Source organism: Brevundimonas sp. (assembly GCF_035998205.1).
Classification (GTDB): Bacteria; Pseudomonadota; Alphaproteobacteria; order Caulobacterales; family Caulobacteraceae; genus Brevundimonas.
On record NZ_DASYHT010000006.1, the window covers coordinates 626,440 to 652,773 of the forward strand.

Annotated in this window: 26 protein-coding genes; all 26 read left to right on the forward strand. The window is 72.4% G+C overall.

The features are described 5' to 3' along the window. The first annotated feature begins 3 nt into the window (after nucleotides 1-3). The gene (locus tag VGN74_RS13100; protein WP_327448907.1) at nucleotides 4-855 is read left to right on the forward strand and encodes a tol-pal system protein; all 852 of its coding nucleotides are present in this window, start codon (nucleotides 4-6) and stop codon (nucleotides 853-855) included. Continuing rightward, nucleotides 852-2,156 carry a tRNA lysidine(34) synthetase TilS gene (gene tilS / locus VGN74_RS13105; protein ID WP_414643575.1) on the forward strand — a complete coding sequence of 435 codons (1,305 nt, stop codon included), beginning with the start codon at nucleotides 852-854 and terminating at the stop codon, nucleotides 2,154-2,156. The genes VGN74_RS13100 and tilS overlap by 4 nt, the downstream gene beginning before the upstream one ends. Nucleotides 2,157-2,164: 8 nt before the next feature. Next, nucleotides 2,165-4,120 (forward strand): ATP-dependent zinc metalloprotease FtsH, encoded by a 1,956-nt coding sequence (gene ftsH / locus VGN74_RS13110; RefSeq protein WP_327448911.1) that lies wholly within the window; start codon nucleotides 2,165-2,167, stop codon nucleotides 4,118-4,120. A 189-nt stretch (nucleotides 4,121-4,309) separates the two neighbouring features. Continuing rightward, a complete protein-coding gene (locus tag VGN74_RS13115) occupies nucleotides 4,310-5,515 on the forward strand; it encodes an acyltransferase family protein (RefSeq protein WP_327448913.1) in 1,206 nt (401 codons plus the stop codon). A gap of 58 nt (nucleotides 5,516-5,573) precedes the next feature. Beyond that, nucleotides 5,574-6,221 (forward strand): hypothetical protein, encoded by a 648-nt coding sequence (locus VGN74_RS13120; RefSeq protein WP_327448915.1) that lies wholly within the window; start codon nucleotides 5,574-5,576, stop codon nucleotides 6,219-6,221. A gap of 4 nt (nucleotides 6,222-6,225) precedes the next feature. Then, nucleotides 6,226-6,528: a transcriptional regulator gene (locus tag VGN74_RS13125; protein WP_327448917.1), complete on the forward strand. Its 303-nt coding sequence runs from the start codon at nucleotides 6,226-6,228 to the stop codon at nucleotides 6,526-6,528. After that, complete coding sequence (locus tag VGN74_RS13130) at nucleotides 6,528-7,127, forward strand: YdeI/OmpD-associated family protein (RefSeq protein WP_327448919.1); 600 nt, start codon at nucleotides 6,528-6,530, stop codon at nucleotides 7,125-7,127. The genes VGN74_RS13125 and VGN74_RS13130 overlap by 1 nt, the downstream gene beginning before the upstream one ends. Nucleotides 7,128-7,138: 11 nt before the next feature. After that, nucleotides 7,139-7,930, forward strand: a complete 792-nt coding sequence (gene folP, locus VGN74_RS13135) for a dihydropteroate synthase (RefSeq protein ID WP_327449504.1) — start codon at nucleotides 7,139-7,141, stop codon at nucleotides 7,928-7,930. Between the two features lie 53 nt (nucleotides 7,931-7,983). Then, the gene (locus VGN74_RS13140) at nucleotides 7,984-8,325 is read left to right on the forward strand and encodes a multidrug efflux SMR transporter (RefSeq protein WP_327448921.1); all 342 of its coding nucleotides are present in this window, start codon (nucleotides 7,984-7,986) and stop codon (nucleotides 8,323-8,325) included. After that, nucleotides 8,322-9,170 (forward strand): bifunctional hydroxymethylpyrimidine kinase/phosphomethylpyrimidine kinase, encoded by an 849-nt coding sequence (gene thiD, locus VGN74_RS13145; protein ID WP_327448923.1) that lies wholly within the window; start codon nucleotides 8,322-8,324, stop codon nucleotides 9,168-9,170. The genes VGN74_RS13140 and thiD overlap by 4 nt, the downstream gene beginning before the upstream one ends. Then, nucleotides 9,167-9,964 (forward strand): hypothetical protein, encoded by a 798-nt coding sequence (locus VGN74_RS13150; RefSeq protein WP_327448925.1) that lies wholly within the window; start codon nucleotides 9,167-9,169, stop codon nucleotides 9,962-9,964. Before thiD ends, VGN74_RS13150 begins: the two co-directional genes overlap by 4 nt. Then, nucleotides 9,961-10,542 (forward strand): nucleotidyltransferase family protein, encoded by a 582-nt coding sequence (locus tag VGN74_RS13155; RefSeq protein ID WP_327448927.1) that lies wholly within the window; start codon nucleotides 9,961-9,963, stop codon nucleotides 10,540-10,542. Before VGN74_RS13150 ends, VGN74_RS13155 begins: the two co-directional genes overlap by 4 nt. Before the next feature lie 14 nt (nucleotides 10,543-10,556). Continuing rightward, nucleotides 10,557-11,387, forward strand: a complete 831-nt coding sequence (locus VGN74_RS13160; RefSeq protein ID WP_327449507.1) for a PhzF family phenazine biosynthesis protein — start codon at nucleotides 10,557-10,559, stop codon at nucleotides 11,385-11,387. Between the two features lie 59 nt (nucleotides 11,388-11,446). Beyond that, complete coding sequence (locus tag VGN74_RS13165) at nucleotides 11,447-11,782, forward strand: hypothetical protein (protein WP_327448929.1); 336 nt, start codon at nucleotides 11,447-11,449, stop codon at nucleotides 11,780-11,782. Beyond that, a complete protein-coding gene (locus tag VGN74_RS13170; protein ID WP_327448931.1) occupies nucleotides 11,783-12,463 on the forward strand; it encodes a response regulator transcription factor in 681 nt (226 codons plus the stop codon). After that, the gene (locus VGN74_RS13175) at nucleotides 12,460-13,875 is read left to right on the forward strand and encodes a sensor histidine kinase (protein WP_327448933.1); all 1,416 of its coding nucleotides are present in this window, start codon (nucleotides 12,460-12,462) and stop codon (nucleotides 13,873-13,875) included. Before VGN74_RS13170 ends, VGN74_RS13175 begins: the two co-directional genes overlap by 4 nt. A gap of 72 nt (nucleotides 13,876-13,947) precedes the next feature. After that, nucleotides 13,948-15,288, forward strand: a complete 1,341-nt coding sequence (locus VGN74_RS13180) for a hypothetical protein (RefSeq protein ID WP_327448935.1) — start codon at nucleotides 13,948-13,950, stop codon at nucleotides 15,286-15,288. A 9-nt stretch (nucleotides 15,289-15,297) separates the two neighbouring features. Then, on the forward strand, nucleotides 15,298-16,110 hold the full coding sequence (gene ccmI, locus VGN74_RS13185) for a c-type cytochrome biogenesis protein CcmI (RefSeq protein ID WP_327448937.1): 813 nt from the start codon (nucleotides 15,298-15,300) through the stop codon (nucleotides 16,108-16,110). Nucleotides 16,111-16,153: 43 nt separating this feature from the next. After that, on the forward strand, nucleotides 16,154-16,651 hold the full coding sequence (gene ccmE / locus VGN74_RS13190) for a cytochrome c maturation protein CcmE (protein WP_327448939.1): 498 nt from the start codon (nucleotides 16,154-16,156) through the stop codon (nucleotides 16,649-16,651). After that, nucleotides 16,648-18,624 (forward strand): heme lyase CcmF/NrfE family subunit, encoded by a 1,977-nt coding sequence (locus tag VGN74_RS13195; RefSeq protein WP_327448941.1) that lies wholly within the window; start codon nucleotides 16,648-16,650, stop codon nucleotides 18,622-18,624. The genes ccmE and VGN74_RS13195 overlap by 4 nt, the downstream gene beginning before the upstream one ends. After that, nucleotides 18,621-19,127: a cytochrome c-type biogenesis protein gene (locus tag VGN74_RS13200; RefSeq protein ID WP_327448943.1), complete on the forward strand. Its 507-nt coding sequence runs from the start codon at nucleotides 18,621-18,623 to the stop codon at nucleotides 19,125-19,127. Before VGN74_RS13195 ends, VGN74_RS13200 begins: the two co-directional genes overlap by 4 nt. A gap of 108 nt (nucleotides 19,128-19,235) precedes the next feature. After that, nucleotides 19,236-20,792, forward strand: coding sequence for a Do family serine endopeptidase (locus tag VGN74_RS13205; RefSeq protein ID WP_327448945.1), 1,557 nt, complete (start codon nucleotides 19,236-19,238; stop codon nucleotides 20,790-20,792). A gap of 65 nt (nucleotides 20,793-20,857) precedes the next feature. Next, on the forward strand, nucleotides 20,858-21,529 hold the full coding sequence (locus tag VGN74_RS13210; protein ID WP_327448947.1) for a response regulator transcription factor: 672 nt from the start codon (nucleotides 20,858-20,860) through the stop codon (nucleotides 21,527-21,529). A gap of 130 nt (nucleotides 21,530-21,659) precedes the next feature. Continuing rightward, nucleotides 21,660-22,079: an endonuclease domain-containing protein gene (locus tag VGN74_RS13215; protein ID WP_327448949.1), complete on the forward strand. Its 420-nt coding sequence runs from the start codon at nucleotides 21,660-21,662 to the stop codon at nucleotides 22,077-22,079. Then, nucleotides 22,076-23,476: a HAMP domain-containing sensor histidine kinase gene (locus VGN74_RS13220; protein WP_327448951.1), complete on the forward strand. Its 1,401-nt coding sequence runs from the start codon at nucleotides 22,076-22,078 to the stop codon at nucleotides 23,474-23,476. The genes VGN74_RS13215 and VGN74_RS13220 overlap by 4 nt, the downstream gene beginning before the upstream one ends. After that, nucleotides 23,473-26,301 carry a bifunctional [glutamine synthetase] adenylyltransferase/[glutamine synthetase]-adenylyl-L-tyrosine phosphorylase gene (locus VGN74_RS13225; RefSeq protein WP_327448953.1) on the forward strand — a complete coding sequence of 943 codons (2,829 nt, stop codon included), beginning with the start codon at nucleotides 23,473-23,475 and terminating at the stop codon, nucleotides 26,299-26,301. Before VGN74_RS13220 ends, VGN74_RS13225 begins: the two co-directional genes overlap by 4 nt. Nucleotides 26,302-26,334: the final 33 nt, after the last annotated feature.

A 26,334-nucleotide genomic window follows, 5' to 3' on the forward strand; every position in this document is an offset into this window, starting at 1 on the left:
GCCATGAAGCTCGGAATGACCGCCCGGATCGCCCTCGTCTCGGCCGCCCTGCTGACGGCTGCCGGGACCTTCGTCGTCGCCCAGACCGCGCCGCTGGCCCCTGTGGAGTGGGACCGTCGCGCCCTCGACCGGCTGGACCGCAATGTGCGCCGGCTCGAGCGCGCCGTGACCCAGCGCAACGCCGCCGGCCAGCCGGTGCTGCTGGAACCCGATCCCGAGACCATCGCCCTGCAGGGCCAGACCCAGAACCTCGACCGACGGCTGTCGGACATGGAAGCCACGGTGCAGCGGGTGAACGCCGACCTCGAGCGCCTGACGTTCGCGGTGGATGAGGCGCGCGAGGACAACGCGGCCCTGCGCCGCCGCCTGTCCGATGCCGAGCGCCGTATCGGCGAGCTGGAGCGCGCCGCCGAGGCCGCCCGCGAGGAAGCCGCGCTCAACGGGCCGATCACGGCCAACTCGCCCACGGGGGACGCCGCGCAGGATCTGACCGCCGCGGTCAGCCTCGCCCGCACCGACGCCCGTCGCGGGGCCCGGGCGCTGGAGACGGTGGCGGTGACCTGGCCGGACACGCCCCAGGCGCGGGAGGCCAACCTGCGCCTCGGCGACCTGCGCGCGGCGGCCGACGATGACGCCGGGGCCGTCCAGGCCTGGGCGGCGGCCCTGCAGGGCTGGCCGCGCGCCGCCTGGGCCGCGGAGACCACGCTGAAGCTGGCCGAGGGGCTGATCGCCACCGACCGCCGCACCCAGGCGTGCGGGGCGCTGGGCGAGTTCACCCGGCGCTACGCCGAGGGGGCGCCCGCCGCCCTGCGCACCCGCGCCGGCCAGCTGCGGACCCGCGCCAGCTGCACCTGACCCCCGACCCGGCGGTCGCCGCCGCGGCCCGCCTCGACGCGCGCCTGCTGACGGACGACACGGCCCCGGTCGCCGTGGCCCTGTCCGGGGGCGGCGACTCGGTCGCCCTGCTGCACATGGCTGACAGCTGGGCGCGACGGATGGGCCGCCGCCTGGTCGCCTTGACCGTCGATCATCGCCTGCACCCGGACAGCGCCGGCTGGACCGCCGCCGCCGGGGCGCACGCCCGCGCCCTCGGCGTGCCCTGGACGCCGCTGGTCTGGCGCCGTGACAAGCCGATGCGGGGACAGGCGACCGCGGCGCGGCGGGCCCGGCATGGTCTCCTGGCCGAGGCCGCGCGGGCGGCCGGAGCCCGGGTCATCCTCACTGGCCACACCCTCGACGACCGGCGCGAGGCGGCGTGGCTGCGGGCGCAGGGGGGCACGCTGGGCCGCTTGCGCGACTGGAGCCCGTCGCCGGTCTGGCCAGAGGGGCGCGGCCTGATGCTGCTGCGGCCGCTGATCGATGTGGCGCGGGCCGACCTGCGCGCCTGGCTGGCGTCGCGCGGCGTCGCGTGGCTGGACGATCCGGCCAACGTCGATCCGGTCCATCCGCGGGCGCGGGCCCGGGCGGCCATTGCGGCGGGCGAGGCCGTCGCGCCGGAGGTCCTGCCGCCGGAACCGGTCCCGCTCGTCGGCGTCGAGGCTCTGCCGACCGGCGCGCTCGGCCTGCCCCGCACGCTCGACGGCCGCGCGCTCGCCGCCGCCGTGGTCTGCGTCGGGGGCGGGGAGGGGACCCCGCGCGGCGACCGGCTGGCCGGGCTCGCCGCCCGGCTGACGGAGCCGGGCGCGGATCTGGTCGCGACCCTTGCCGGCGCCCGGATCATCGCCCGGGGGGCGCGGCTGCTGCTGGTGCGCGAGACCGGCGAATGGGTGCGCCGCGGCGCGCCGGTCGCCTCCCTTTCGCCGGGCCAGCCGACCGTCTGGGATGGCCGGCTCGAGGTCACAGCAACGGGACATGGAGGGCGCCTGGTCCCCGCCCGGGGGCGACTGGCGCGGCTGCGACGCGAAGACCGTGACGCCCTGGCGCGCTGGCCGGCGGCGCTTCGCCCCGCCGCGCCGCTGATCGAGGACGCCGGCGGCGACGTGCGTCTGGCGATACGGGGCGCAACGGTCGAGGCTCTGGTGCGGCGCCGCTTCGCCATGGCGACGGGCGAAACGCCGCACGAACGCGACCTCTGCCGGCCGCAAGATGGCGCCGGAGCTGAAGGCGCCCTATGTCTGGACGATGACGGCGTCCCCACGCCGGTCGAGAAGTCCTGAGGCGTTCGATGAACCTGCGCAATATGGCGATCTTCGCCGTGATCATCCTGGCCATGTTCGGCATCTACGCCGCCATGGGCTCGAACGGAGCCGTGGCGACGAACCCGGCGACCGGCGCGGGCGGAACCGCCGCGGCCTCGGGCCGCCCGTCCGAGATCACCTACTCCGAGCTCCTGCGCCGCACGGAGGCAGGCGATATCCAGTCGGTGCAGCTGCACGGCGACCGGATCGAGGGCGTGTTCAAGGACGAGCGTCGCTTCACCTCGACGGTGCCGCTGCCGGCGACCGAGCTGGTCGACAAGCTGAACGCCTCGGGCGTGCAGATCGACGTGCGCTCGACCCGCCAGTCGATCTGGGTGGGCATCCTGTCCGGGATCCTGCCGCTGCTGCTGATCGTCGGCCTGTGGTTCTTCATCATGAACCGCATGCAGGGCGGCGCCCGCGGGGCGATGGGCTTCGGCAAGTCGAAGGCCAAGCTGCTCACCGAGCACAAGGGCCGCAAGATGTTCGAGGACGTCGCCGGCGTCGACGAGGCCAAGGAGGAGCTGCAGGAGGTCGTCGATTTCCTCAAGGATCCGGGCAAGTTCCAGCGCCTCGGCGGCAAGATCCCCAAGGGTGCCCTGCTGGTCGGTCCTCCGGGCACCGGCAAGACCCTCCTGGCCCGCGCCGTGGCCGGCGAGGCCGGCGTGCCCTTCTTCTCCATCTCCGGATCGGACTTCGTCGAGATGTTTGTCGGCGTCGGCGCCAGCCGGGTGCGTGACATGTTCGAACAGGCGAAGAAGAATGCTCCCTGCATCATCTTCATCGACGAGATCGACGCGGTCGGCCGGCACCGCGGCGCGGGCCTCGGCGGCGGCAATGACGAGCGCGAGCAGACCCTCAACCAGCTGCTGGTCGAGATGGACGGCTTCGAGGCCTCGGAGAACATCATCCTGATCGCCGCCACCAACCGTCCGGACGTGCTGGACCCGGCGCTGCTGCGCCCCGGCCGCTTCGACCGTCAGGTGGTGGTGCCCAATCCGGACGTCTCGGGCCGCGAGAAGATCCTGCGCGTGCACATGAAGGACGTGCCGCTGGCCGCCGACGTCAACGTCAAGACCATCGCGCGCGGCACGCCCGGCTTCTCGGGCGCCGATCTGGCCAATCTGGTCAATGAGGCGGCCCTCATGGCGGCCCGCCGCGACCGGCGGATGGTCACGCACCGCGACTTCGAGGACGCCAAGGACAAGGTCATGATGGGCGCCGAGCGCAAGTCCATGGCCATGAACGAGGAAGAGAAGCGGCTGACCGCCTATCACGAGGGCGGGCACGCCATCGTCGCCATGAACGTCAAGATGGCCGACCCGGTGCACAAGGCGACCATCGTGCCGCGCGGCCGCGCGCTCGGCATGGTCATGCAGCTGCCCGAGGGCGACCGCTACTCGATGAAGTTCCAGCAGATGATCGACCGCATCGCCATCATGGCCGGCGGCCGGGTCGCCGAGGAGCTGATCTTCGGCAAGGAGAACATCACCTCGGGCGCCAGCTCGGACATCGAACAGGCCACCAAGCTGGCCCGCGCCATGGTCACCCGCTGGGGCTTCTCCGACCGTCTCGGCACCGTGGCCTATGGCGAGAACCAGGAAGAGGTGTTCCTCGGTCACTCGGTGGCGCGCAGCCAGAATGTCTCGGAAGAGACCGCGCGGATCATCGACGAGGAGGTCAAGCGCATCGTCAACTCCGGCTGGGATGAGGCGCGCCGCATCCTGACCGAGAAGGCCGACGACCTCGAAGCCCTCGCCCAGGCCCTGCTCGAATACGAGACCCTGTCCGGCGAGGAGATCCGCGATCTGCTGGAGAAGGGGCTCAAGCCGAACCGCGACGAGAACAACTTCCCCAACGCCGGGCCGTCGGTGGCCGTGCCGATCACCCCGGCCCCGGCCGGTCAGACCGTCTCCGCCAGCGTGCCGCCAACGGTGCACTGAGCGGGGCGCGCGCCGACAGACATTGCAGCGCCTGATCTGGGGCGGCTCCGGCGACGGGGCCGCCCCTTTTTCGTCTCCAGACGGAGAGCGAGCCGCAACGCAGCCCCTCCCATTTGGTCGAATACGGCCAACTAGTTTGCAATACAAACAAGTCTGACGTATCAGTCCCCTTGCACAAGGGGAGACGCCATGACCGGACCGACCACTGACCGCCTGCACGGACTCGACGCCCTTCGCGGCGGGGCGCTGTTGCTGGGGGTGCTGCTGCACGCCAGCCTCTCCTTCTTTCCGGACCAGACCTGGATCACCCATGACGCCAGCCGGTCGATCGGGGCCGCGTGGCTGTTCTTCGCCATCCACCTGTTCCGCATGACGGCCTTCTTCATGATCGCCGGCCTGTTCGCCCACATGATGATCGCCCGCCGGGGTTGGCTCGGGTTTGCGAAGGACCGGGCCATCCGGATCACGGGGCCGCTGCTGGTCTTCTGGTTCCCGGCCATGGCCGGGATCATCACGGCCCTGGTCTGGAACGCCTGGGCCAACGGCATGGTCACCCCCGGCGCGCCGGCCCCGCCGCCGCCGACCTACGACTGGACCAACTTTCCGCTCACCCACCTGTGGTTTCTGTATGTGCTGAGCCTGTTCTGCGTGGCGTTGCTTGTGCTGCGCGCACCCTTCGCCGCGCTGGATCGGCAGGGGGCCTGGGGCGGGATCGTCGACCGCGTCACCGGCGCGCTGATCGGCTGGCACACGCCCGTCGTCCTCGCCGCGCCGCTGGCGATCGCCTTCTGGCTCGATCCGCAGTGGGTCGTCTTCTTCGCCGTGCCGACGCCCGACGCCGGCCTGATCCCGAACGCCGCCGCCCTGACCGGGTTCGGACTCGCCTTCGGGCTCGGGGTTCTGCTGGATCGCCGGCGCGACCTGCTGGATCGCATCGCCCGCGCCTGGCCGGTCTACCTGCTCGCGGCGGTGGCGTCCGGCGTCTGGGGCTACGCCCTCGCCGGCGGACCGATGCTGACCCCGATGGCCGAGCCCACTGTCGCCAAGGCGCTCGCGGCCGCCGTCATGGCCGTGGCCGTCTACGCCTCCGCCTTCGCCGTCATGGCGCTCTGCCTGCACTTCCTGTCAGGCCACAGCCCGATGCGACGTTATCTCGCCGACAGTTCCTACTGGGTCTACATCCTGCACCTGCCGCTGGTGATGCTGGCCCAGGTCCAGGTGCAGGACTGGGCCGCGCCGTGGTGGCTGAAGCTTGGCGGCGTGACCCTGGGCGTCCTCGCCGTCTGCCTGCTCACCTACGAACTGCTGATCCGCCACAGCTTCATGGGCCGCTGGCTGAACGGCCGCCGGGTTCCGTGGCGGCAACGCGTCCCCGCTGCGACGCCCGCCGAATAGCTTGCCAAGACCCCGACGCTCGTCCACGCCAATGATCCGCCGGAGCCCGGAGATTCCCATGATCGATCCGTCCCGCACCACCACCCCGGAGGCGGACCTCGCCTTCCTCCGTTCCATCGTCGAGGGCGGCGCCAGCGGCCGCGGCATGCTGACCATGGGCGTGGCTTACATGGCGGGCGGCATCCTCTACGGCGTGCAGTGCCTGTTTCATATCGCCCAGATGCACGGCTGGATCCTGTGGCCGGCCGTCCCGAGCCTGCTGTTCATCGCCGGCATCAGCGTCGTCTTCTGCGCGATCCTCGCCTGGGCGGTGCGCGAGGATCGCAAGCACAAGGTGGCGCACGGCCCCCTCGCCACCCGCACCATGAACGCCGCCTTCACGGCCACCGGCATGGTCAATCTGGCGGTCATCGTCATCTTCGGCGTCGGCTCGGCCCGCGACCAGGATTTCGCCGTCTGGCTCTACTACCCCGCCATCATCTTTGCCGCCCAGGCGGCCGCCTGGTTCGTGGCCTGGAACCTCAAGCGGCGGGCGTGGATGCTGGCGACGGCGGCGGGCGGCTGGGTCACGGCAGTCGCCCTCGGCCTGCTCGTGCGCCAGAGCGACGTCTATCTCTATCTGTGCACGGCCGCCCTGTTCCTGCTGTTCGCCCTCCCGGGCTGGATCATGATCCGCGGCGCCCTGCAGACGCGGGCGGCGGACTGACGCCATGGGGCTGGGCGATCTCGGCAGGATCGACGAGGTCATCCACGGCCGCATGCGGCTGGGGATCATGGTCTATCTGGCCGATGTCGAGACGGCCGAGTTCACCGAGCTGAAGACGGTGCTGGAGGCCACCCAGGGTAATCTGTCGGTGCACCTGAAGAAGCTGGAGGAGGCCGGCTATGTCGCCATCGCCAAGAGCTTCGTGAACAACAAGCCCCTGACCCGCATCTCCATAACCGAGTCCGGCCGGCTGGCGTTCGCCGCCTATCTGGAGGCGCTGGGCGGCCTGATCGGGAGGCGAGGTTGATGGCGCAGATGCACGTCGACCCCGCGCGCGTACGGCCGTTCGAGGACTTCGCGGCTTTCCATGACTGGCTGGCGCAGAACCACGACCGGGAGACCGAAATCTGGGTCAAGATCCACAAGAAGGGCTCCGGCCTGCGCTCGATTGACTGGAGCGGCGCGGTGGATGCGGCCCTGTGCTGGGGATGGATCGACGGGATCAAGAAGACCTTCGACGAGGCCAGTTTCCTCCAGCGGTTCACGCCGCGAAAGCCGAAGAGCAGCTGGTCGAGGATCAACGTCGACAAGGTCGGCGCGCTGATCGAGGCGGGCCATATGACGCCGCACGGCCTGAAGCACGTCGAGGCGGCGAGGGCCGATGGCCGCTGGGATGCGGCCTATCGCGTGAAGGACGCCGAGATGCCGGCTGACCTGCAGGCCGCCATCGACGCCGACCCGCGGGCCAGCGCCCTCTTCGCCGTGCTGTCAGCCCAGAACCGCTTCGCCCTGATTTTTCGCACCACGCAGATGAAGACCGAGGCCGGCCGCAAGACGAAGATAGCCGACCTGACCGCCATGCTGGCGCGCGGAGAAACGCCCCATCCGCAGAAGGCGAAGCCGTGATCCCGCGGGTCATGGGCATCGTCAACGTCACGCCGGACAGCTTCTCCGACGGCGGGCGGCTGGGCTCGGTCGAGGCGGCGGTGGCGCATGGGCTGCAGCTTGTCGCTGAGGGCGCCGACATCCTCGACATCGGCGGCGAGAGCACGCGGCCGGGGGCTTCCCCGGTGACGGCGGAGCAGGAGATCGCCCGCACGGTCCCGGTCATCGCCGGCCTGCGCGCCCGCTGGGACGGACCGATCAGCATCGACACGATGAAGCCCGAGGTGGCGCGCGCGGCGGTCGCGGCCGGGGCGACGATCTGGAACGACGTCTCGGGTCTGGCCTTCGCCCCGGACTCTGTCGCGGTGGCGGCCGAGCTCGACTGCGAGGTGGTGCTGATGCACGGGCTGCGCCCCGGCGACTTCGCCCATGTCGATCCGACCGACGGCGACGTGGTGGCGGAGGTCGCCGCCGATCTCGCCACCCGCGCCGACCGGGCCATGGCGGCGGGAGTGGCGCGCGAGCGGCTGTGGCTCGACCCGGGCATCGGCTTCGGCAAGACGCCGGCGCAAGGGCTCCAGCTGACCGCCGCGCTGGAGCGGATCGCCGCGCTGGGCTTCCCCGTGCTCTACGGGGCCAGCCGCAAGCGCCTGATCGCGGCGGTGGACCCGGCGGCCAGCGACGCCAGGGACCGGCTGGGCGGCTCGCTGGCGCTGGCGCTGGCGGCGGCGGCCCGGGGGGCGGCGGTCCTCCGCGTCCACGATGTGCGCGAGACGGTGCAGGCGCTGCGGGTGCAGGCGGCGCTTTACAGCGACGACGTCTGACGCTCTCGGCCGTAGCTCTTGCCCTCGGCGCCGGTCCCGGCCATCTGGCGGGGATGAGCCTGTCCTCCCTCAATCCCTGGATCGCCCTGGCCATCGCCGGCCTGCTGGAAATCGTCTGGGCCTCCGGCTTCAAGTTTGTCAGCCTGCAGCGTCCGCTCATCTCGGCCGCGGTCGGTGTGGCCATGCTGGCCAGCTTCTATTTCCTTTGGCTGGCGACGCAGAAGCTGCCGATCGGCACGGCCTACGCCATCTGGACCGGCATCGGCGCCGTCGGCGCCGCGACCGTCGGCATGGTGGTCTATGGCGAGCCGGCCACGGCGGTTCGCATCACCTGCATTGTGCTGATCGTCGCCGGCATCGTCGGTCTGAAGCTGTTCTCGGGGGCGCCGGCATGAGCGCGTCCGCCGCTGAAGACGGGAGCGCCCGTGGCGCGAGCGGGAGCGCAAGCCGGCCCGCCCGCGTCCTGATCATCGCCGGATCGGACTCCGGCGGCGGCGCCGGGCTGCAGGCCGATCTGAAGGCCGTGACGATGCTGGGCGGTTTCGCCGCCACGGCGGTCACGGCCATCACCGTGCAGAACACCCTCGGCGTGCACGGCGTCCACCCGCTGCCGCTGGACCTGATTGAGGCCCAGGCCCGGGCCGTGCTCGACGACATCGGCGCCGATGCGATCAAGACCGGCATGCTGGGCTCGGTGGAGGTGGTCGAGCGGGTCGCCGCCATTCTGGACACCAGCGCCGCCCCGGCAGTGGTCGATCCGGTCATGGTGGCCAAGGGCGGTCATCCCTTGCTGGCCGAGGCCGCCGTGGCCGCCGTGCGCGACCTGATGATTCCGCGCGCGGCGCTGCTGACCCCCAATGCGCCGGAGGCCGAGGCCTTGACCGGGCTGGAGGTGCGCGATCTCGACGGCCAGCGGAAGGCCGGGGAGGCGCTGCTGGCCCTGGGGGCCCGGGCGGTGCTGATGAAAGGCGGTCATGTGCCGGGGGACACGGTTCTCGACCTGCTGCTGACGCCGACCGGCGAGACCGTGCTGGAAGGCCCGCGCGTCGAGACGCGCCACACCCACGGCACCGGCTGCACTCTCGCCAGCGCCTGCGCTGCGGGCCTCGCCAGGGGACTGCCGCTGGAGCAGGCGGTGGCCGAGGCGTGGGCCTATGTCGCCGAGGCCATCCGTCGGGCCCCGGGCCTGGGCGGCGGCCACGGCCCGCTGGATCACGGCTGGCCGGTGCGCGACCGATGAGCCCGCTCGACGCCCACTACACCACCTTCGCCAGGGACTGGGCTGCGCGCGAGGACCTGCACCACGAGGCGGGTCTGAACCGCCTGCTGGAGGCCATGGCGCGCTGGCGTTCCAAGCGCATCGCCCGGGCCATCGTCCAGCGCGACGGCGCGGTCATCCAGGCCGGGCCGTTCGCGGGCATGGCCTATCACGACTACGCCACCTTCGGTTGCCTGGCCCCGGTGCTGCTGGGGTCCTATGAGCAGGAACTGCACCCCCATCTTCTGGTCCTGCGCGATGTCGGTCTGACGCGGGTGATCGATATTGGTTGCGCCGAGGGCCACTACGCCGTGGGTCTGGCGCGGCTGCTGCCCGAGGTCGTGGTGTACGCCCACGACGTCGACCCGAAGGCGCAGGACGCCTGCGCCCGGCTGGCGGAGATGAACGGCGTGGCGGACCGGGTGAAGGTCGGCGGCCTGTTCCGCGGCGAGGACTTCGCTGCCGTGGCCGGGGCCGACACCCTGGTGTTGATGGACGCCGAGGGCGCGGAGGACGATCTGCTCCACCCCGAGACCTGGCCGGCGCTGAAGACCGTACGGCTGATTGTCGAGACCCATGACATCTTCCGGCCCGGGGTGAAGGACCGGCTGCTCGCGCGGTTCGCCCCGAGCCACGCCATCGAGGTGGTGGCGAACGCCCCGCGCCTCGGCGCCCGCCCGGACTGGCTGACCTCGCTGAGCGGCCTCGATCAGCTGATCGCCATGTGGGAGTGGCGCCGCGCGCCCACGCCCTGGCTGGTGATGACCCCGAGATGAGCGACGCCGCCGCCCTCGTCGCCTGCCTGCGCGACAGCCCCCGCGTGATGCAGGTGCTGGCCAATGCACGCGCCCTCGGCCTGCCGGACTGGCGACTGTTCTCCGGCGCCGTGTTCCAGACGGTGTGGAACGCCCGGACCGGGCGCGCGCCGGACTATGGGCTGAAGGACTTCGATATCGGCTACTTCGACCCGGACACCAGCTGGGACGCCGAGGATACAGTGATCCGCCGGGTCGCCGCCGCCTTCGACGCCGACCTGTCGCCGCTGGTCGAGGTGCGCAACCAGGCGCGGGTGCACCTGTGGTTCGAGCAGCGATTCGGCGAGCCCTATACCGCCCTGACCTCGACTGACGAGGCCTTGGCGCGCTTCGTCTGCCCCGCCTTCGCGGTCGGGGTGCGGCTGGAAGCCGACGACACGATCAGCGTCGCCGCGCCGTTCGGGCTGGACGATCTGTTCGGCATGGTGCTGCGGCCTAACCCGACGCGGGGCGTCGCCCGCGGCTGGGACCGGGTCGTCGCCTCGGCCACTGCGCGCTGGCCCGAACTCACCATCATCGACCCGGAGACCGCCGCATGAGCCTGCGCCCCAACCTGCGCCAGTGGACCGTCGACGCCTTCGCCGCGGCCCCCTTCCGCGGCAATCCCGCCTGCGTGGTCGAACCGTTCGACGTCTGGCCCGACGCCGGCTGGATGCAGGCGCTGGCGATGGAGAACAACCAGGCGGAGACCGCCTTCCTGCGCCGCACGGCCGATCCGGCGCGCTTCGATCTGCGCTGGTTCACCCCGACCATGGAGGTCGAGCTGTGCGGGCACGCCACCCTGGCCTCGGCCCATGTGCTGTTCGCCGAGCTGGGCGTCGCGGCCGACGCCCTGACCTTCGAGACCCTGTCCGGGCCGCTGATCGTTCGCCGCGACGGGGAGGGCTACGCCATGGACTTCCCGGCGGACCCGCCGAAGCGCACGGACGTGCCGGAGGGGCTTGCCGAGGCCCTTGGAATCGAGCCGGTCGAGGTCTGGGCGGCGCGCTATGTGGTGGCGCTGCTGCCGGACGCCGCCACGGTCCGCGGCCTGACGCCGGACATCGGGGCGCTGCACCGCATCGCCGGGGAGGCCACGGGCGGCAAGGGCAACATCGTCGTGGCGGCCCTGTCGGACGTCCCGGCCTGCGATGTCGTCGACCGCTTCTTCGCCCCGGGCTCGGGCGTGGCCGAGGATCCGGCGACGGGCTCGGCCCACTGCATCCTCGCGCCCCTGTACGCCGATCGCCTCGGCCGGGCGGAGGTGCGCTTCCTCCAGGCCTTCCCGGGGCGAGGCGGCGACATCCTGACCCGGATGCAGGGCGACCGCGTCATCCTCGGCGGGCGGGCGGTGACGACCGTCGAGGCCCGGCTGCGGCTTGCCCCGCGTTCCACCGCCGCCTGAAGAGCGGCTAGAGTGACTGTTCAGCCGGCATTCAGCGCCGTGTCCCTAGACCTAACGGCATGAGCCATCTTCTCCGCCTTTCCGGCCCGCTTGCGGCCCTCGCCCTCGGGGGTGTCTTCTGGACGCTGCCCGCCGGGGCGGCCGAGGCCCAGGTGCGCAGTCCGTTCGTCACCCAGCTGCGCCAGAGCGAGGCGCGCGAGGAGACCCGTGAGGGCCGTCGCATGGAGCTGGGCGAGCTGCTGCGCCGGGTCGCCGCCGGCCGACCGGGCCGCATGGTCCCGGGCGGGGTGCAGCCGCGCGGCGATGTCTATGTGATCCAGTGGGAGTATCCCGGAGGCCGCGTCGTCGATATCACCGTCGATGCGCGCACGGCCCGTGTGCTCGAGGAGCGATGAATGCGCGTGCTTCTGGTTGAGGATGATGCCGACCTGTCGCGGCAGCTGAAGGCGGCGCTCGGCGACGCCGGCTATGCCGTGGATCATGCCCCCGACGGCGAGGAGGCCTGGTTCCTTGGCGACACCGAGCCCTATGACGTCGTGGTGCTGGATCTCGGCCTGCCCAAGATCGACGGCGTGTCGGTGCTGGAGCGCTGGCGCCGCGAGGGCAAGACCACGCCGGTGCTGATCCTCACGGCGCGCGGGGCCTGGTCGGACAAGGTCTCGGGCTTCGACGCCGGCGCTGACGACTATCTGACCAAGCCGTTCCATACGGAGGAGCTGCTGGCGCGGCTGCGGGCGCTGCTGCGGCGCTCGGCCGGGCACGCCCAGGCGACCCTGACCTGCGGCGGCCTCCGGCTCGATCCGCGCGCGGCCCGGGCCAGCGTCGCGGGCGAGCCCCTGCGCCTGACCAGCCTCGAGTACCGGCTGCTGCACTATCTGATGATGCACCAGGGCCGGGTCATCAGCCGCACCGAGCTGGTCGAGCACCTGTACGACCAGGACTTCGACCGCGACTCCAACACCATCGAGGTGTTCGTCGGCCGGCTGCGCAAGAAGATCGGGCCGGACCGGATCGAGACGGTGCGCGGGCTGGGCTACCGCCTGACGCCGCTGGCCGGCGAGACCGAGGCGGCGTGATCCGGCTGCCGGCGGGGCTGCGCTGGCCGGTCGGGGTGGTCCGTCCGGGCCGCTCCCTGACCCTGCGCCTCATCTGGCTGGCCACGGCGTGGATCGCCGCGGCGCTGGTCCTGACCGGCTATGTGCTGACGTCCCAGTTCCAGGAGTCCGGGCTTCGCCGTCTGAGCGGGGTGCTCAACACCACGCTGGACGCCCTCGTGGTGGCCTCGGCCCGGGCGCCCGACGTGGCGCAGACGCCGCAGATCATGGACCAGCGCACGCTCGACATCTTCTCGGGCAAGTACTGGACCATCGCCGTGCCCGACGGGGAGGGCGGGCTTCGCCCGGTGGCCCGGTCCCGCTCGCTGTGGGACTCCGATCTCTACATTCCGGCCGGGCTCTACGAGCGGCTCGAAGCCTCGCCCGGGGCCGTCATCACCTACAATGACATCGGCCCGAACGACGAGCCGGTGCGGGTGGCCGCCACGCTCAAGGAGATCGCCAGCCGCGGCGACCGGGTCGTCTACCTGGCGGCCATCGACCGGTCGAACATCGACATCGACACCGCCCAGTTCGCGCGGCTGACATGGACAGCGCTGGGGCTGCTGGGCGTCGGCCTGATTGCGGCGGTGCTGTTCCAGGTGCGGATCGGGCTGCGTCCGCTCTACGACCTGCAGACGGAAATCGCCGACGTCCGCAAGGGCAAGGCGGCGCGGGTGCAGCGCCCCTATCCGCGCGAGATCCAGCCGCTGGCCGAACAGGTCAACCGGCTGCTGGAGCATAATCACGAGGTGGTCGAGCGGCAGCGCACCCATGTCGGCAATCTGGCGCATGCGTTGAAGACCCCGCTGTCGGTCCTGCTGGCCGAGGTCAATGGCCGGGAGGGGGCGCTGCCGGATCTGGTCCGCCGCCAGACCGACGTGATGAAGAACCAGGTCGATCACCACCTGCGCCGCGCCCGCGCCGCCGCGCGCGCCCAGTCCAGCGGCGAGCGCACCTCCGTACCCGAGGTGCTGGACGAGCTGGCGGTGATGATCGAGCGGGTGCTGCAGGACAAGAACCTCGAGATCGACTGGCGCGCACCGGAGGACCTGTGCTTCCGCGGCGAGCGGCAGGACCTGCAGGAGATCCTGGGCAATCTGATCGAGAACGCCGGCAAGTGGTCGCGCCGCCGGGTCCGCGTCGTCGCCGGGCCCGCCGGTCTCGGCCGGCTGGTGGTGGTGGTCGAGGACGACGGTCGCGGGGTTCCCGAGGCCCAGCGGGCCGAGATCCTGCGGCGTGGCGCACGGGCCGACGAGGCGACGCCGGGCTCCGGCCTCGGGCTGGCCATCGTCGACGAGCTGACGCGCGCCTACGGCGGGCGACTGACCCTCGCCGAGAGCGAGCTCGGGGGCCTTAAGGCTGTGCTGGAGCTGCCGGCGGCCGAGGCCTGAGCCGGCCGCGACAGAGCATTCATTAACCCAACGGGCCCAAGATATCGCCTTCCTGAGTTTGGGGAGCTCGGAATGTCCGCCCTCACGGCCGCCCAGGCGGCCGGTGTCGCGCAGCTGGTCGAGATGGTCCCGGACGCGGTGCTGACGCGTCTGGCCGAGGCCGTGTCCCTGATGCACAGCGCCCGCGCAGAGGCCCTGGCGCAGATGATCGCGCTGGAAGGCCGTGATCGCGAGCGCCGCGCCATCGCCTTCGGGCCCGTGATTCCCTTGTTCGACGCTCGCGCGGATGGCTTCCCGACCGAGGTCTATCCCCGTCGCACGCTCGCCCGACTCTGGAAGCTGGCCAGCGTGCCGGAGCCGGGTCTGACCGAGCGGCTGGACATGATCGGCACCGAGGATGCCGTCATCCACCGCATCAGCGACCAGTTCCTGCGCGCCGCCGCCCGCGCCCTGCGCGAGACCCCCGAGGTCTGCTGGCCGGATGGCCCGGAGGTCCGGCGTGAGCGTCTGGCCCGGCTGTTCGAGCTGGCCCCGCTGATGCGGCGCGCGGCCGAGCGCCTCGAGCAGTGGATACAGCGGCCGGACGAGGATCAGGTGGCCGAGTTGCGCGTACTCTTCGCCCAGGCCGCCGAACAGCATCCGGACGGGCCGGAGCGTCTGGTCGAGCTGATGTTCGCGCACATGCCCGAGGCCCCGCCGGTGCTACGCATCCTGACCTTGAGCGCCGAGGCGGCGGCGCACAGCGATGTGCTTTCCAACTCCGAGCTCGGGCCGTTCGTCGACACCCTGCTGGCGGCCACGGAGACCCGGGTGGCGGCGGTCGAGGCCTTTGTCGCGGCGCCCGCGCGTGACCAGGTGCGCGCCACGGTCTCCGCCATCGGCTGGTGCGCTGACGTGCTCCGGGAGATGCGCCTCACGGTCAAGCCGGAGCCGGGCAGCGCCTGGGGCGCCGCGGTGCAGGACATGCAGCTGCGCCTGGAACGCCAGGCCGTCGCCGCGCTGGAGACCGGCTCCGACAATGTCGAGCGCTGCTTCCCGCTCGTTCGCCCGAAGCTGGCCCCGAAGACGGCCTCCGCCTCGCCGGACCTGACGGCTCCGGCCGAAGCCCCGGAGATCGAGGCGGCGATGAACCTGCTGGGGGCCATCGACCAGGCCCGCGTCACCCTGACGGAGTTCGGCGTGGAAGGCGTGCGGCAGGCGACCATGAAGGCGGTCATCAGCCACCTCGTCGAATTCACCGAGAAGGGCGTCCTCAAGCCGACCGAGGCCGGGCCCAACGGGCCGAACCTGCTGCGTCGCGCCGCGGACGTGCTGCGCGCCATCGGCGAGAAGGAACTCTCCCGTGCGGTGGTGCGGCGCCTCGACGCCCGGCTGAGTGACGCAGGCATGGCGTCGTCAGGCGCGATCGCCTAGACGGAGGCCATGACGGCCTTCTGGTTGCTATCCGGCCTGGCGGCGGCGCTCGCGGCCTGGACCCTGTTGATCTTTGCGCGGCGCGGCGAGGACATGCCGGCCGGCGCGACTGACCCTGTGCACGAGCTGGATGAGCTGGAGCGCCTGCGCGCCCGCGGCCTGATGAGCGACGAGGCCCACGCCGTGGCCCATGCCGAGGCCGCCCGCCGGCTGCTGCGCGAGACGCCCGTCGGCGCGGCGCCGCTCCGCCCCCGCCCGCGCGACCGGCTCTGGGCCGCAGGGGCCGCTGCCGCCTCGGCCGCCGCGGCGCTCGGCCTGTATCTGGTGTTCGGCGCGCCGGGCTATCCGGATCAGCCCCACGCCGTGCGCGTTGCGCAATGGGCTGAGACGCCTGAGCTTCTCGAGCCTGACCAGCTGGCCGCGGTGATGACCGCGGCGGTGGCGGAGCGCCCGACCGATCCCGAAGCCCAGGCCATGCTCGGCGCCGCGCGCTTCTCCGCCGGAGATCCGCTCGGGGCCGCCTCGGCCTTCCGGCGCGTGGTGACCCTGCAGCCGGACAACGCCCAGGCCTGGGCCCGGCTGGGCGAGTCCCTCGTAAGAGCGGCCGAAGGGACCGTCGGCGGCGACGCCGAGGCCGCCTTCCGCGAGTCCATCCGGCTCGACCCGCAGCAGGGCGGGGCGCGCTACTTCCTTGGCGAGCTGGCGCTGCAGCGCGGCGACCTCGACGAGGCGCGCGCCATGTGGGGGCCGCTGATCGACGTGCTCTCGCCCTCCGACCCGCGCCGCGCGGACCTGATCGCGCGGCTGGAGGCGGCGTCGTGACACCTTCCCCCCGGGCGCGCCCGCGCCTATCAGGCGGGCGGACATGAGCTGGCTTCCCAAATCTCCCAAGGCGCGCCGGCGGCTGTGGATCGTCACGGCCATCGCGCCGGTGCTCGCCCTCGCCGTCGGCCTTTCGCTGTGGGCCATGAGCGACCGCGTCACCTTCTTCGTCACCCCGGCCGAGGCCACGCCCGAAGCGGCGCCCGAGGGCCGGCTGATGCGGCTCGGCGGCCTCGTCGAGGCCGGCAGCGTGTCCCACGGGACAGACGGTCAGGTGCGCTTCGTGGTTGGCGATGGCGGGGCGACCACGCCGGTGGTCTACCAGGGTGACCTGCCGGACCTGTTCCGCGAGGGCCAGGGCATCGTCGCCGAGGGCGTCTTCCGCGCCGACCGCACCTTCGAGGCGCGGCAGGTGCTGGCCAAGCACGACGAAACCTACATGCCGCGGGAGATCGCCGATCGCCTGAAGGAGCGGGGCGAGTGGCGTCCCGAGACCGGCGAGGCGGCGCCGCTGCGCGCCCTGCAGAGCGAGACGCCGTGATCGTTGAGGCCGGGGCCTTCGCCCTCATCCTGTCGCTGGTTCTGATGATGGCGTCGACGGGGCTGGCGCTTGCCGGCCGGCTGCGCCTCAGCCCCGGCCTGTCGGGCGCGGCGACCGGGGCCATGGTCGGCTCCGCCGCAGCCGCCGCCCTGGCCTTCGCCGCCCTGATCTACGCCTTCGTGGTGTCCGACTTCTCGGTCAGCAACGTCGCGGCCAACTCCCACACCGACAAGCCGATGTTCTACAAGGTGGCCGGCGCCTGGGGCAGCCACGAGGGCTCGCTGGTGCTCTGGTGCCTGGTCATGGCCGGCTTCGGCGCCGTGCTGGCGCTGGGCCGTGGCCTGCCGTTCCGCCTGCGCACCTCGGCGACGGCGGCGCAGGGGGCCCTGACCACCCTGTTCCTCGCCTTCGCCGTCTTCACCTCCAACCCCTTTAACCGCCTCGATCCCGCGCCGGTGCAGGGCCAGTCGCTCAACCCGCTGCTGCAGGATCCGGCGCTGGCGGTCCACCCGCCCATGCTCTACCTCGGCTACGTTGGCTTCTCGGTGCCGTTCGCCCTCGCCGTGGCGGCGCTGGCCGAGGGGCGGGTGGACGCGGCCTGGGGCCGCTGGGTGCGGCCCTGGGCCCTCGCCAGCTGGGCCTTCCTGACCGCCGGCATCGCGCTCGGCAGCTTCTGGGCCTACTACGAGCTGGGCTGGGGCGGCTGGTGGTTCTGGGATCCGGTCGAGAACGCCTCCTTCATGCCCTGGCTGGCGGGCGCGGCCCTGCTGCATTCGGCGGTGGTCACAGAGCGGCGCGGCAGCCTCAAGGCCTGGACCGTCTTTCTCGCCCTGTCGGCCTTCAGCCTGTCGGTCCTCGGCGCCTTCCTTGTGCGGTCGGGCGTGCTGACCAGCGTGCATGCCTTCGCCGTCGATCCGCAGCGCGGCATGGTGCTGCTGGGCATTCTCGGCGTCGCCGCGGGCGCGGCCTTCGCCCTGTTCGCCTGGCGCGCCCCGACCCTCAGCGGCGGCGGCGTGTTCGCCCCGGTCAGCCGCGAGGCGACGCTGGTGCTCAACAACATCTTCCTCGCCGCGGCCACGGCGACGGTGCTGCTCGGCACCCTCTATCCGCTGATACTCGAGGCGGCGACCGGCCAGACCATCTCGGTCGGCCCGCCCTATTTCGACCTGACCTTTTCGCCCCTGATGGCCGCGGCGCTGCTCATCCTGCCGGCCGGGCCGCTGCTGGCGTGGAAGCGCGGCGACCTGCGCGGCGTCGGCCAGCGGCTGATGTGGGCGGCGCTGGCGGCCCTCGCCGCCGGGCTCGCGACCCTGGCCCTGCACGACCTCGGCAAGGCGCTGGCGGCCTTCGGCGTCGCCCTCGGGGTATGGCTGATCGCCGGGGCCCTCAGCGAGGTGGCCGAGCGGGTGCGGCTGTTCCGCGCCCCCTGGCCGGAGGTGCGCCGCCGCACCCTTGGACTGCCCATGGGCGCCTGGGGCACCACCCTGGCCCACGCCGGTCTGGGCGTCTTCCTGCTCGGCGCCGTGGTCGAGACCAGCTTCAAGATCGAGGCCCAGGGCGTGGTCTCGCCCGGCGGCGTCGTCACGGCCGGCCCCTACGCGGTCACCCTCAACAGCGTCGGCGTGGTCGAGGGGCCGAACTATCTGGCCGAGCAGGGACGGGTCACCGTGGCCCGCACCGACGGTTCGGCCGCGCGCGACCTCACGCCTGAGCGTCGCTTCTTCCCGGTCGGCGGCCAGACCACCACCGAGGTGGGGCTCGATTTCCGCGGGCTGGACGACGTCTATGTGGTCATCGGTGAGCGCCGCGCCGGTGCAGACGGGCAGCAGGCCTGGAGCCTGCGCGTGCACTACAATCCGTGGGCGCGGCTGATCTTCCTCGGCACGGCGCTGATGACCCTCGGCGGGCTGGTCAGCCTCGCCGACCGTCGCCTGCGCACCACCCCGGTCCAGCCGCGAAAGGCCGCCGCGTGAGACGGCGGCTGCTGTTCGCCCTGGTCGCCGGCGTCATGCTGACGGCCCAGGCCGAGCCGCCCGCCGCGCCGGACCGGCCTCTGGCCGACCCGGCCCAGGAGGCGCGCGCCCAGGTCCTGTTCGAGGACATCCGCTGCGTCGTCTGCCAGCACGAGGCGATCGCCGATTCGCCGGCCGGGGTCGCCGGCGACATGCGCGCCTGGGTGCGCGAGCAGGTGGCGGCGGGGCAGACCGACCAGCAGATCCGCGACGAGCTGGTGCGGCGCTACGGCGACTATGTGCTGTTCACCCCGCCGTTCCGGGCCGAGACCCTGCTGCTGTGGCTGGTCCCTTTCCTGATCGCCGGCGGGGCCGCGGCCGGGCTGCTCGTCTGGGCCCGTCGGCGCCGCGCGCCCGAGCCGGAGCCGCTGTCCGACGAGGAGGCCGCGCGCCTCGCCGAGCTTACCGCCGCCGCAAGGATCGGCCGTGATCCCGCCGCACCTGCGCCTCACGCCGAACCCTGATCGCGGTCAAGCCTGTCGCAGCGGCGTTGGCCACAGGCGGCGACGCGCTATATCAAGACTCAACGGCCCCCTCCCGGGGCCCGGGCAAGCATGGAACGACGGCACGCGATGGTGAAGCGCAAGGAGTTCATTCTGGGGGCCGCGGTCGGGCTGACCTTCGCGGCGGCGGCGACGGCGGGCGGGGTCATCCAGTGGCCCGGCGCGCAGGCCGAGGCGGTCCAGAGCGGGCGGCTCATTCCCAGCTCCGGCGTGGCCGGCGCCGCCTTCGCGCCGCCGCAGGGCGCGCCGCGCTCCTTCGCCGACATCTTCGATCAGGTCGCCCCGGCGGTGGTGCAGATCGATGTCCGCGCCCGCGTCCCCACCCCGCGCGGCGGTGGCATGTTCACCATTCCGGGCACGCCCTTCCAGTTCCCCGTCCCGCCCGGCGCGACTCCCCAGGGCGAGGGTGAGGAGGACGAGGGCGTCGTCTCCCAGGGCTCCGGTTCGGGCTTCTTCATCTCGGCCGACGGCTTCATCGTCACCAACAACCACGTGATCGAGAACGCCGAGGAGATCACCATCCGCCTGTCGGACGAGCGCGAGCTGACCGCGCGTCTGGTCGGGCGCGACCAGGCCACCGACCTGGCGGTGCTCAAGGTCGACGGCGGGCCGTTCCCGTTCGTCGAGTTCGAGGAGAACGCCACCCCGCGCGTCGGCGACTGGGTGCTGGCGGTCGGCAACCCCTTCGGCCTCGGCGGCACCGCCACGGCCGGCATCGTCTCCAGCACCGGGCGCAACCTGCCGCTGGCCGAGGGGACCTTCACCGACTTCCTGCAGATCGACGCCGCCATCAACCGCGGCAACTCCGGCGGTCCGACCTTCGACATCTATGGCCGCGTCGTGGGGGTGAACACGGCGATCTTCTCGCCCACCGGCGGCTCGGTCGGCGTCGGCTTCGCCATCCCGGCCTCGACCGCCCGGACCATCACCGAGCGGCTGATGCGCGGCCAGCAGATCGAGCGGGGGTATCTGGGCGTGCAGATCGCCAATCTCCTGCCGGATCAGCGCGAGGCGCTGGGCCTGCCGGCCAGCTTCCGCGGGGCCTATATCAACGACGTGACCCCGGACACGCCCGCGTCGCGGGCGGGGCTGCGCATCGGCGATATCGTGACCTCGGTCAACGGTCGTCCGGTGGATGGATCGACGGCCCTGACGCGCGCCGTGGCGGCGACCCAGCCGGGAGAAACCTTGCGCCTGGAGGTGCTTCGCGAAGGTCGCGAGGAGACGGTCCAGGTCCGCGTGGGCCGCCGCCCCGAGAACCTGGGCGCCGAAGCGCCCGCGAGCCCCGAGGCCGAGGCGCCTGCCGAAGCTCCGGTCACCGGCGAGGTCGTCGAAGGCGCCCGCGTGGCCCCGCTGTCGGCCGCCCTGCGGCAGCGCTTCGAGGTTCCGGCCGGGGTCAACGGTCTGATTGTCACCGAGGTCGCGCCGCGGTCCGTTGCGGCGCGCGCCCGGCTACAGCCGGGCGTGGTGATCCGCCAGATCAATCAGCGCCCCGCCGGCAGCGTCGCGGAACTGAAGGCGGCAATTGCGGCCGCACGTGAGGCTGGCCGCAACGGCGTACTGCTGATGGTGTGGACGCCGCAGGGCAACGCGCCGGTCGTGCTCGAGATCGGCGAGGCCGAGTAATCCGGGCCGCCCCCGATCCTCAGGGTCGGGGGCGCGCTTCTGTTGGGACGAGGGGAGGGGACCTCATGCGTATTCTGGTCGTCGAGGACGACGCCGAGGCCGCCGCCGCCATGGTGCGCGGGCTGAGCGAGGCGGGCTATCAGGTCACCCATGCGGTGGACGGCGCCTACGGGCTGCTGGAGGCCCAGAAGGGCGGCTATGACGTCTATGTCGTCGACCGCATGATGCCCCGGCTGGACGGGGTCGGCATGGTCGAGACCCTGCGCGGCGGCGGCGACCAGACGCCGGTGCTGTTCCTGTCGGCGCTGGGCGAGGTCGAGGACCGGGTCACGGGCCTGAAGGCCGGGGCCGACGACTATCTGGTCAAGCCCTACGCCTTCGCCGAGCTGATCGCCCGGGTCGAGGCGCTGGCCCGCCGGCGCGAGACCGGCGGCGTGCAGACGGTGCTCAAGGTCGGCGACCTGGAGATGAACCTGATCGCCCGCACGGTGCACCGCGCCGGCCAGGAGATCGACCTGCAGCCGCGCGAGTTCCAGCTGCTGGAGTTCCTGATGCGCCACGCCGGCCAGTCGGTGACCCGCACCATGCTGCTGGAGAAGGTGTGGGAGTATCACTTCGACCCCCAGACCAACGTCATCGACGTCCACATCAGCCGCCTGCGCGCCAAGATCGACAAGGGCTTCGACCGCCCGATGCTGCAGACCGTCCGCGGCGCCGGGTACCGGCTGGAGGCGTAAGGTTCGGAACCTTTCCCTCCCCCGCGGGGGAGGGTGGCCCGCAGGGCCGGGTGGGGTGGCATTCTTCTCCCTCCCCTTCATGGGGAGGGTGGCTGAGCCCGCAGGGCGAAGACGGGTGGGGACGGAAGGCATGACGCCGAAAGACAGGGCCCGCGCCATGCGCAAGGCGCTGACGCCGCCCGAGGCGCGCCTCTGGGTGGCGCTCCGTCGGCTGCGCGCCGAAGGCTGGCTCTTCCGCCGCCAGGCGCCGTTCCTCGGGTACTTCCTCGACTTCGTCTGTTTCGAGCGGCGGCTGGTCGTGGAGGTCGATGGCGCCTGCCATCAGTTTCCGGACCAGATCCGTCATGACCAACGGCGGGACGCGGTGCTCGCCGCCGCGGAGTTTCTCACCCTGCGGTATCCCAACGCCTCGATCCGGGACAATCTGGCGGGTGTCATGGATGGCATACGCGACACCCTTGCGAGACGGCCCGTGTATGGCTTCCTGAGGAAAGGCCCCACCCGGCCGCTGCGCGGCCACCCTCCCCTTGAAGGGGAGGGAAAGACGTGACCCTGCCCTCCATCTTCCGGCGTACGCCGTTCCGGGTGACGCTGCTGTTCGTGGCCCTGTTCGCGGCGGCGGCGAGCGCCGTGCTCGGCTGGGTGTTCGTCACCTCGGCCGATGAGGCGCGGGCGCGGGCCGAGGCGGATGTGCGCGCCGAGGTCGAGGTGCTGACCGCCATCTACCGCGAGCGCGGCGTCGAGGCGCTGAACGCCGCCCTGGTGGACCGCACGGCGCGCGGCGGGGCCGGGCTCTACCTGCTGATGGCCGGCGACGGGTCGACCATCACCGGCAATATCAGCGTCTCCCCGATCGAGAACTTCGCCGGCGAGGAGCAGTGGCAGACCTTCCGCCTGACCTCGACCGACGCCGATGGCCGCGTGGTGCGGCCGCAGTCGCTGGGGGTGCAGGTGCGGCTGGCCGGCGGCCATCTGCTGTTCGTCGGTCAGGATGTCGGCGACATTGAGCGCTACCTCGGCCGTCTCACCCAGGCCCTGTGGACCGCCATGCTGGTGGTGGTGCTGCTGGGCATCGGCGGCGGTCTGCTGATCAGCCGCAACCTCGAACGCTCGATGGCCCGGCTGAACCGGGTGGTGGCGGCCGTCGAGGGCGGCGACCTGACGGCCCGGGCCGAGGTGCGCGGGGCGGGGGACGAGATCGACGAGCTGGGGCAGGGGCTGAACCACATGCTCGACCGGCTGCAGGCCTCGATGGCCTCGATCCGCCATGCCGGGGACGCCATCGCCCACGACCTGCGCTCGCCCCTGACCCGGATGCGCGCGAAGCTGGAAGTGGCGCTGATCGATGTGGAGAGCGGCCGGCTCGACGGCGCCGACGCCCTGCAGACGGCGCTGGCCGAGGCCGATCACCTGCTCAAGACCTTCAACACCGTGCTGGCCATCGCCCGGCTGCAGGCGGTGTCCGAGCCGCCGGACCCGGAGACCTTCGACGCCGCCGACCTCGCCGCCGACATGGCCGAGCTCTACGAGCCGGCCGCCGAGGACAAGGGGCTGGAGTTCTCCGCCGAGATCGAGCGCGGCCTGCCGCTGCTGGCCAACCGGCCCTTCCTCGCCCAGGCCCTGGCCAACCTGATCGACAACGCCATCAAGTATACGCCGCCGGGCGGGGCGGTGATGCTGCGCGCGCGCCGTCGGTCGTCCGGCGAGGTGGAGTTCTCGGTCACCGACACCGGCCCTGGCGTGCCGGACGAGGACCGGGCGCGGGTGCTGGAGCGCTTCGTCCGCCTCGACAACAGCCGCAGCGAGGCCGGGGCGGGGCTCGGCCTGTCGCTGGTCACGGCGGTGGTCGCCGCCCATGGCGGCCGGGTCCAGCTGGACGAGGGACCGGGGGCCTATGACGGCTTCGGGCCGGGCCTGCGGGTCGCGCTGGTTCTACCGCCGGCATGAGTCTCGCCGCGCGCCTGCGGCCCTGCGGCCCTGTCATCGACCCCGCCGCCGCGGCGCGGGCGTTCGAGGATCTGGGCGCGCCGCAGCCCTGGGACGCCCTTGCGCCGATGTTCGCCGCCTCGCCCTATCTGACGGCGCTGGGGCGACGCGACCCAGCCCGCCTGGCGGCGCTGCTGGCGGATGACCCGGACACCCGGCTGGCCGACCTGCTCGCGCGCACCGAGGCGCTGGAGGGCGGGGCCGAGGTGGTGTCCGCCCCCCTGCGCCGGCTCAAGGCCGAGCTGCACCTGCTGACGGCCCTGGCCGACCTCGGCGGCGTCTGGGCGCTGGAGCAGGTGACCGGCGCGCTCAGCGCCTTCGCCGACGCCGCCGTGACCGCGGCGCTGCGCTCTCTGGCCCACGACCTGCGCGGCCGCGGCGTGCTGCTCAGCGCGCCGGAAGATCCCCGCGGCCCGGTCCCCGGCCTGTTCCTGCTGGCCATGGGCAAGCACGGGGCAGGGGAGCTGAACTATTCCTCCGACATCGACGTCTCGGTGTTCTGGGAGCCCGAGGTCGTGCAGGCGGCTCTGTCAGAGACCGTCGAGCCGCAGCGGATTATGGACCGGCTGGCCCAGGGGCTGGCGACCCTTTTGTCGGAGCGCACCGGCGAGGGCTACGTCTTCCGCACCGACCTGCGGCTGCGTCCGGATCCCTCATCGACACCGCCAGCCGTCGCGGCCCCGATGGCGCTGGCCTACTATGAGTCCGTCGGCCAGAACTGGGAGCGCGCCGCCTTCATCAAGGCCCGGCCACTGGCGGGGGACCTGGCCGAGGCGAAGCTCTTCCTCGACGCCCTTCGCCCGTTCGTCTGGCGCCGCAGCCTCGACTATCCGGCCATCCTCGATATCCAGTCGATCAAGCGCCAGATCCACGCCTGGAAGACGGGAGAGGGGCTGAGCGCCGCCGGGGCCAACCTCAAGCTCGGGCGCGGCGGCATCCGCGAGATCGAGTTCTACGCCCAGACCCAGCAGCTGATCCTCGGCGGCCGCGACCCCTCGCTGCGCGCGCCGCGCACGGTCGACGCCCTCGCCGCCCTGGCGCGGGCGGACCGGACCGCGCCCGAGGTGGCGGAGGAACTGACCGCCGCCTATCGCCGCCTGCGCGATCTCGAACACCGGGTGCAGATGCTCGACGACGAGCAGAGCCATGTCCTTCCGCCGGATCCCGGGCGCCGTCGGGCCGTCGCCGCCCTCGCCGGGGTCGACGATCTGGCCGCCTTCGACGCCGGGGTCGAAGCCCTGCTGCAGGCGGTCAACGCCCGCTACGGCGAGCTCTTCTCCGAGGAAGAGGACCTGTCCTCGCCCTGGGGCAGTCTGGTCTTCACCGGAGTCGAGAACGATCCGGAGACGCTGCAGACCCTGGCGCGCATGGGCTTTGACGACCCGGCAGGCGTGAGCGCCACGATCCGCGCCTGGCACCATGGCCGCATCCCCGCCACCCGCAGCGCGCGGGGGCGCGAGCTCTTCACGCGACTGGCCCCGCGGCTGCTGACGGCGGCGGCGGAGACCGGCGCGCCCAATGCCGCCTTCATCCGCTTCTCGACCTTCTTCGCCGGCCTGACCGCCGGAGTGCAGGTCCAGGCCTTGTTCCTGAACCAGCCGGAGCTGTTCACCCTGCTCGTGCGGGTGATGGCCTTCGCGCCGCGGCTGGCGCGCCAGCTGGGCCGGCACCCGGCCACCCTCGACAGCATCCTCGACGAGCGCTTCCTCGCGCCGCTCGATCAGGACACCGGCGTGCTCGACGAGATCGCCGCCGCGGCCGGCGACGCCGACTTCGAGGAGGCCATGAACCGGGTGCGTCGGGCCGTGCGCGAACAGGCCTTCCGCATCGGCCTGCAGACCATCCTCGGCCGGGCGGGGGCGGAGGCGGCGGGCCGGGCCTTCACCGCCCTCGCTGACGCGGCGCTGGCCGCGCTTGCGCCGGCGGCCCTGCGCGAGGCCGAGCGGCTGGGCGGCGCCTGCCCCGGGGCGGTGGCGGTGGTGGCGCTGGGCAAGGCCGGCTCGCGCGAGATGACGGCCGCGTCCGACCTGGATCTGATGACGGTGTTCGAGGCCCCGGACGGCGCGGTCTCGGCGGTGCGGGGCTGGCCCGCGGATGTGTTCTACGCCCGCTTCACCCAGCGGCTGGTGGCGGCCCTGTCGACCCAGACCGCCGAGGGCGGCCTCTATGAGGTCGACATGCGCCTGCGCCCCTCCGGCTCGGCGGGGCCGGTCTCGGTCAGCCTGCCGGCCATGGACCTCTACTATCGGGGCGAGGCGGACACCTGGGAGTTCCTCGCCCTGACCCGGGCCCGGGTAGCGTGGAGCAGCGACCCGGACTTCGGGCGCCGTGTGGCGGCGACGATCGAGGCCGCCCTGCGCCGCCGCCGCCGGGGGGTGAAGGTCGCGGCCGATGTGCTGGCCATGCGCCGCCTGATGGATCGCGAGCGTCCGCCGCGTGGCGTCTGGGACCTGAAGCTGTCGCCCGGGGGGCTGGTCGACGCCGAGTTCGCCGCCCAGTTCCTGCAGCTCAAGGCCGCGGTCGCCGGCAAGCCGCTGACCGTCTCGACGCTGGAGGCGCTGGCGGGAGAGCCGGTGCTGGCGGCGGCCTGGCGACTGCAGCAGCGGCTGGCCCAGGTGCTGGCCTGCGCCCTGGAGGAAGCCGGCGACGTGACGTCCGAGCCCTCCGGCCTCAAGCGGCGCCTGGCCGAGGCCGGCGAGGCGCCCGACTTCCCGGCGCTTGAGGCGCGGCTCGAGACCTTGCGCGCGGCGGCGCGCGCCCGTCTGCTGCGCCTGCTCGGCGCCTGAGGCGACGGACTCCCGCGCCGGCGGCGTTCTATC